The 6,288-nt window shown below is 69.2% G+C and carries 7 protein-coding genes; 4 read left to right on the top strand and 3 right to left on the bottom strand.

Features of this window, described 5'->3' with window-relative positions:
• The first annotated feature begins 63 nt into the window (after window positions 1-63).
• On the top strand, window positions 64-2,721 hold the full coding sequence (locus WD271_16945; GenBank protein MEX1009506.1) for a UvrD-helicase domain-containing protein: 2,658 nt from the start codon (window positions 64-66) through the stop codon (window positions 2,719-2,721).
• On the opposite strand, the gene WD271_16940 is transcribed toward WD271_16945, so the two are convergent.
• The gene (locus tag WD271_16940) at window positions 2,654-2,998 is read right to left on the bottom strand and encodes a DUF3817 domain-containing protein (GenBank protein ID MEX1009505.1); all 345 of its coding nucleotides are present in this window, start codon (window positions 2,996-2,998) and stop codon (window positions 2,654-2,656) included. The genes WD271_16945 and WD271_16940 overlap by 68 nt on opposite strands.
• Before the next feature lie 25 nt (window positions 2,999-3,023).
• Between WD271_16940 and WD271_16935 the strand changes: the two genes are divergently transcribed.
• Window positions 3,024-3,263, top strand: a complete 240-nt coding sequence (locus WD271_16935) for a DUF3039 domain-containing protein (GenBank protein MEX1009504.1) — start codon at window positions 3,024-3,026, stop codon at window positions 3,261-3,263.
• Between the two features lie 27 nt (window positions 3,264-3,290).
• On the opposite strand, the gene WD271_16930 is transcribed toward WD271_16935, so the two are convergent.
• Window positions 3,291-4,145: an LLM class F420-dependent oxidoreductase gene (locus WD271_16930; GenBank protein MEX1009503.1), complete on the bottom strand. Its 855-nt coding sequence runs from the start codon at window positions 4,143-4,145 to the stop codon at window positions 3,291-3,293.
• Between the two features lie 64 nt (window positions 4,146-4,209).
• On the opposite strand from WD271_16930, the gene mltG reads away from it, so the two are divergent.
• Both mltG and WD271_16920 read left to right on the top strand, forming a co-directional pair.
• On the top strand, window positions 4,210-5,271 hold the full coding sequence (mltG, locus tag WD271_16925; protein MEX1009502.1) for an endolytic transglycosylase MltG: 1,062 nt from the start codon (window positions 4,210-4,212) through the stop codon (window positions 5,269-5,271).
• Window positions 5,261-5,938: an HD domain-containing protein gene (locus tag WD271_16920; GenBank protein ID MEX1009501.1), complete on the top strand. Its 678-nt coding sequence runs from the start codon at window positions 5,261-5,263 to the stop codon at window positions 5,936-5,938. The genes mltG and WD271_16920 overlap by 11 nt, the downstream gene beginning before the upstream one ends.
• Before the next feature lie 90 nt (window positions 5,939-6,028).
• On the opposite strand, the gene WD271_16915 is transcribed toward WD271_16920, so the two are convergent.
• Window positions 6,029-6,288: hypothetical protein (locus WD271_16915; protein ID MEX1009500.1), on the bottom strand; the 260-nt coding region annotated here is incomplete at its 5' end.

The raw sequence follows: 6,288 nt of genomic DNA, 5'->3' as shown, positions 1-6,288 counted from the left end.
CGCGATGTCTGAGCGCTCGCGAGCTCGTGCACCGACCCCGACGACAAGCTCGCCCTCGGCCTGGTGGAGCTCGCGGCGTGGCGCGACCGTTTCGAGCGCGCGCCCGACGAGTACGAGCAGCTCCGGCTGCTCACCGAGGGCCTCCCGAGGTTCAGCGCGAGGTCCGGACGCAAGGACAACTGGCCGTCGTCGTCCAACGTCGACTCCGTGCGGTCGCGGGTCGCGGCCGTGCGCGAGCAGGCGGCGGCGATCACCCGGACGATCACCGAAGCCACGGTGCGACGGCTCGCGTGGGAGATCGCGCAGTTCACCTTGCGCGAGGCCGACGAACGCCGTCGCAGCGGGCGCCTCGAGTTCCACGATCTGCTCGTGCTCTCCCGCGCGGTCCTGCGCAGCCCACAGCACGGTTGGGAAGTGAGGCGGCGGCTCCGCGCCCGGTACACGCACCTGCTGCTCGACGAGTTCCAAGACACCGATCCCATCCAGTGCGACCTCGCCGCGCTCCTCGCTTCCGACGACCCGGACGCGCGCGATCGGCAATGGGACGACATCGTGGTCGACCCCGGGCGGCTGTTCGTGGTCGGCGACCCGAAGCAGTCGATCTACCGGTTCCGCCGCGCCGACATCGCGGCGTTCCTGCGAGCCCGTTCGGCGTTCGGAGCCGCGCCGCGTCACCTCACCCGCAACTTCCGAACCACCCGGCAGGTGATCGAGTTCGTGAACCACGTGTTCCGCGACCTGATCGTCGCCGAACCGGAGTCACAACCCGAGTACGTCGCGCTCGTCCCCGACCGCGGCGACGCACCCATCAGGCCGGAACCAGTGTTGCTGGGTGTGGTGCCGCACGACGACGGCCCGCGCGCCGACGCGCTCCGCGAGCGCGAGGCCGCCGACGTCGCCACCGCGGTGAGCACGGCCCTCGCCGAGAGCTGGTCGGTATCACGGCGGGAGCACAGGGCCGAGACAGATGTATGGGAACCGTGCCGCCTGGGCGATATCGCGATCCTGCTGCCCGCGCGCACGTCGCTCGGCCACCTCGAGGACGCGCTCGACGCCGCCGGCATCCCGTACCGCGCGGAAACGTCGTCACTCGTCTACGGCACGCGCGAGATCCGCGACCTCCTACTCGTGTTGCAGGCCGTCGACGACCCCACCGACGAGCTCTCGCTCGTGAGCGCCCTGCGCTCGCCCCTGCTCGGCTGCGGCGACGACGACCTCTACACGTTCCGGATCGAGCACGGCGGGCGCTGGAACCACCAGGCTCCGCTTCCCGAGTCACTGCCGCCCGATCACGCGTGCGGCGAAGCGATGCGCGCGCTGGCGGCTTGGCACGAGGCGCGACTGTGGCTCGGACCGAGCGAGCTCCTCGACCGCATCGTGCGCGAACGGCGCGTGCTCGAGGTGGGGTTCGCACACGGACGGCCGCGCGACCTGTGGCGCCGCGTGAGGTTCGTGATCGATCAGGCCCGCGCGTTCTCGGAGGCTCAGTCCGGGAGCGTGCGCGACTTCTTGCGCTGGGCCGACCTCCAGAGCGCCGAGGGAGCGCGGGTCGTGGAGACCGTGCTGCCCGAGACCGACGACGACGCGGTGCGCATCCTCACGATCCACGGCGCGAAGGGCCTGGAGTTCCCCATCGTGATCGTCTCCGGTATGACCACCGGAGTGCGCCGGTACCGGAGCGGCGTGGAGCTCCTCTTCCCCCACGACTCCGACACCTACGCACTTCGGGTCTCGTCACGTGTCACCACCGAGGAGTTCGAGCGCTACCAGCCGATCGACGAGCAGATGGACTTCCACGAGAAGATCCGGCTGCTCTACGTCGCGCTCACGCGCGCGCGCGACCACTTGGTCGTGTCGGTGCACCGCACCACGCGCGAGCCCGATCCGTCAGATCGCACGAAGTGGACACACGCGGAGCTCCTCTGGTCGGCCGCGCGCGAAGCGCCGCACTGGACGAAACTCGAGCCTGCTGGTCGACCGCCGCTCGCGGCCGCACCACCGCTCGCGGCGATGGTCCCGTTCCTCCCTTGGGACGAATGGGTCGCCGCGCGCGCCGCCGCTCTCACGAACGGGGCGCGTCCACGCGTGTGGTCGGCCACCGCGATCGCCACCGAAGCCGCCGCGCGCGCCGACCCCGGCCTGGCCAAAGACGCGCGCGACCTCGAGCTGCCACCCTGGAACAAGGGCCGCTACGGCACCGCGGTCGGCAGCGCGGTGCACGCGGTGCTCCAAACGGTCGACCTCGTCACCGGCGAGGGCATCGACGAGACCGCGGCCGCGCAGGCTGCGGCGGAGGGCGTGATCGGAAGGGAGCGCGACATCGCTGCCCTCGCCCGCAGCGCGCTCACGTCCGCCACAGTGCGCGAGGCAACTACGGGCGACCGCCTTCACAGAGAGATGTACGTCGCGACGCGAATCGATGGTCACACACTCGAGGGTTACGTCGACCTCGTCTACCGCACGAGTGAGGGTCTGATCGTCGTCGACTACAAGACCGACGCGTGGGGCAACGAGTCGGACCTCGACGCCAAGGTCGCGCGCTATCGGTTGCAGGGCGCGTCGTACGCGCTCGCGCTCGAAGCCGCCACCGGTGAGCCGGTTGCGCGCTGCGTGTTCTTGTTCCTCGGCACCGATCGCGCCCAGGAACGCGAGGTCAGTGACCTTCGGCGTGCGATCGAGGAGGTACGAGCGCTTCTCGCGGGGTCCGCCGGATCCTCATGAACACGAGCACCCCACCGATCGGCCCCGTGAGCACCACGAGGGCGGTGTAGCCCCACGTCCACCCGATGTCGGATCGGATGATCACCGTCATCGCGACGAATGCCATCCACACGAGACCGTGGAAGAAGCCCACCAGACGCTTGGCCACGTCGTCGGGCGCGACGATCCAGAAGTAGAACAGCACGAGGTAGGTGAAGGTCTCCAGCAGCGCCATCACCGCCAGGGCCTTGGACTTTCGCTCGAGCTCGCTGCTCGTATCGTCGGCGAAGTCGGGCACGGCTCCGACGGTACCCTGTGCACCCATGACCGAGATCATCACCGCACCGGTCGACGCGCCCGCGCCCGACGCCGTCGACACCGACGGCGGCGACCACGACCGCTTCGCGCACTACTGCCGCAAAGAAGACGTCGCGCGTGCCTACGTCACGGGCGAGGAGATCGAGGCGCTGTGCGGGAAGAGATGGGTGCCCACGCGCGACCCGTCGCGTTATCCCATTTGCCCCACGTGCGCGGAGCGCAAAGCCGCGGGGTGGACGCTCTGAACATGTGGAGCCCCCGTCGCGGCCGCCTCAGGAAGCGAGGGGCGTGAGCGCCGTGGCTACGTCGTCGAGCACGTCGGGGGTGTGGGGCACCGGCAGGTACACGATGCCGAGGTCGAGACCGGCGTCGGCATAACGCTTCGCCTGGCCGACGAGCTCGTCGATGTCGAGCGCACCAACGCCGCTACCACCGCGGAGATGTGTCGACGTCGTGATCTCGGCCGGGTCGCGCCCAACGGCGTCGCAGTGCTTGCGCAGCACGTCGCGCTTGGAGAGGAACTGCTCCACCGACCCGCCGGGGAAGTTCCAGTGCTGCGCGAATCGTGCGACCGAACGGAGGGTGCGCCGCTCGCCGCCGCCCCCGATGCAGATCGGAGGGTGTGGCCGCTGGAACGGCTTCGGGTTGCAGCGGGCGTTCTCGAGCCGCACGTACTTCCCCTCGAAAGTAGTGGTCTCGTTCGTGAGCAGGCCGATGATCGCCTCACACGACTCGTCGAACGCGTCGAACCGCTCCCGCAGCGTGGCATGGAGATCGATGCCGTACGCGTTCGCCTCCTCCTGGTTCCAGCCGGCGCCGATGCCGAGCTCGAGCCGCCCACCGGAGATGATGTCGAGCGTGGCTGCCATGTTGGCCAGCACGGCAGGGTGGCGGTAGGGCACTCCGGTCACGAGCACACCCACGCGGAGCCGCTTGGTGGCCTGCGCGAGCGCCGTGGTCGTGACCCAGCCCTCCATGCACGGACCGGTAGAGTCGGAGTGGATCGGATAGAAGTGGTCGAACGTCCAAGCCGACTCGAACAGCTCGATCTCGTCGGCGGCTTGCCAGACGGCCAGCATGTCCGGCCACGTCGTGTGCTGCGGGGCAGTCTTCAATGCGAAGCGCATCGCGGCATTGTCCCACAGCCGCCTCACATTGACTCGCGGCGGCGCGACCGATGAGCATCTGACCGTGCCACCATCCACCCCGACCACCCGGCGCGCCGGGCGCGAAGCCGAGATCACCCGGACGCGGCGACGGAACCTGGCTGCGTTCTGCGCGGTCCTGGCACTGCTGACTCCGATCGTGATCGCCTCCGCCTGGGTCTTCGCGAACGTCGAGCACGACAAGAGCACCGACCGGGTCGTCGAGGTCCAGCAGGGCTGGGGGCCGAAGGAAGTGGGCAACGAGCTCCAGCGGGAGGGCGTGATCGCCTCCTCCGCCGAGTTCCAACAGATCGCGGCGGCGGCGGGCGTCAACGGGTTCCCGGCGGGTCGCTACGTGTTCGGCATCAACAACTCCGCGCAGGCGGCACTCAACGCGCTGCGCGGCGGCCCGGCCGCCGAGATTCCCGACATCCCGCTGCTGTTACCGCCGGGCCTCAGCATCACCGCGATCGCGGAGCGCGTCGGCAGGCTTCCCGGCAAGGACAAGGACCGGTTCCTGCAAGTCGCGAACTCGGGCGTGATCCGATCGAGGTACGAACCCGACGGTGTGAACTCACTCGAAGGGCTCACGTGGCCCGACACCTACCTCGTGGGTGCCAACGAGACCGAGGACCAGATCCTCCATCGGATCGTCGACGAGTTCGACAAGCGCGCCGACGCCGCGGGTCTCGGGAACGGGCAGAACTTCGGGCTCTCGCCGTACCAGGTGTTGGTTGCCGCCTCGCTGGTGCAAGCCGAGTCCGGCCGGAACGAGGACTCGCCGCTGATCGCGGCGGTGATCGTCAACCGTCTTCGTTCGAACATGCTGTTGCAGATCGACGCGACCCTTTGCTACGCGAAAGGTGGCTGCCCGCCGGTCCCGATCGACGCCGACAAGAAGATCAACTCGCCCTACAATACGTACAAGGTGCTGGGGCTGCCGCCCACACCGATCGAAACGGTCGATGCGAACGCGCTCAACGCCGTGCTCAACCCTGCATGGGTCGGCTACAAGTACTACGTGTCCGACAAGAACAGGAAGACGTACTTCGCGACCACGCAGGCCGAGCACGAGCGCAACGTCGTGAAGGCGCGCAATGCCGACTGACAACACGTCGGACAAGGTCGTCGTCGTGCTCGACCGTCGGTTCGCGAAGGCGGTGGAGTGGTCGTGCTCGCTGCACCGTGCGCAGACGAAGAAGGGAACGGCCGTCCCATATGCCGCGCACCTACTCGACGTCGCGTCGCTCGTGCTCGAGGGCGGCGGCAACCAGACCGAGGCGATCGCGGCGCTGCTGCACGACGCGATCGAGGACGCCTCGGTCACACGCAAGCAGATCCGGAAACGGTTCGGGCGCAAGGTGGCCCGCATCGTTGCCGGATGCACCGACGTTCCCACCGGTAAGAGGGCGAAGCGGAAGAAGCAACCGCGCGACGCAGCGAACTGGCGCGAGCGGAAGACGCGTTCGATCGAGCACCTGCGCGATCCGAAGACGTCGGAGTCGGTGTTGCGGGTGCGCGCGGCCGACGCGCTCTCCAACGCACGGACCACGCTCGCCGACCTGCGGCGCCACGGCCCCGAGACCTGGGGGCGTTTCCACGCGGGCGCGGTCGACCAGCTCTGGTACTACCGGTCGTCGTCGATCGTGCTCTCGGCGCGCCTACCTGGCCTGCTCAGCGACGAGCTCCGCGTCACAGTGCGCGAGTTGGAGCAGCTCGCCGGGTGGTGGTTCGACGTCGGCGACCCACAGGCCGGCGGAGAGCGAACCAAGTGAAGAAAGGGCACTCACCCGGTAGGGGGGAACCGGGTGAGTGCCCCGAACTCGGAGACACGGGGGCTACGCGCTCCGCGCGAGCGCTCCGCGCTAGATCGATGTGCCGCCCTGACCCTGGCCCGGCCCGCCGTGCGCCGGAAGGGGGATGTCACACGCCTCGGCGGCCGCACGCATCGCCGCGCGCTGCTCGTCGGTCGGCGGCGCCGGACGCTCACCGTTCGCAGACCTCTCCGGCAGCGTCACACCCTGGTCGGTCAGACACTGCTTCTGGGTGTCGCTGAGCTGGAAACGCGGACCGTGCGCCGGAAGGGGGATGTCACACGCCTCGGCGGCCGCACGCATCGCCGCGC

The organism is Acidimicrobiia bacterium, from assembly GCA_040880805.1.
Lineage (GTDB): Bacteria > Actinomycetota > Acidimicrobiia > IMCC26256 > DASPTH01 > DASPTH01.
The sequence above is the reverse complement of the archived record's forward strand: the minus strand, read 5'-3'. Positions and strand labels throughout refer to the sequence as shown.

Excerpts from the sequence above, each read along its gene's own strand:
- WD271_16935 (MEX1009504.1), top strand. The coding sequence starts at position 3,024 with ATGACCGAGATCATCACCGCACCGGTCGACGCGCCCGCGCCCGACGCC.
- WD271_16930 (MEX1009503.1), bottom strand. The coding sequence starts at position 4,145 with ATGCGCTTCGCATTGAAGACTGCCCCGCAGCACACGACGTGGCCGGAC.
- WD271_16920 (MEX1009501.1), top strand. The coding sequence starts at position 5,261 with ATGCCGACTGACAACACGTCGGACAAGGTCGTCGTCGTGCTCGACCGT.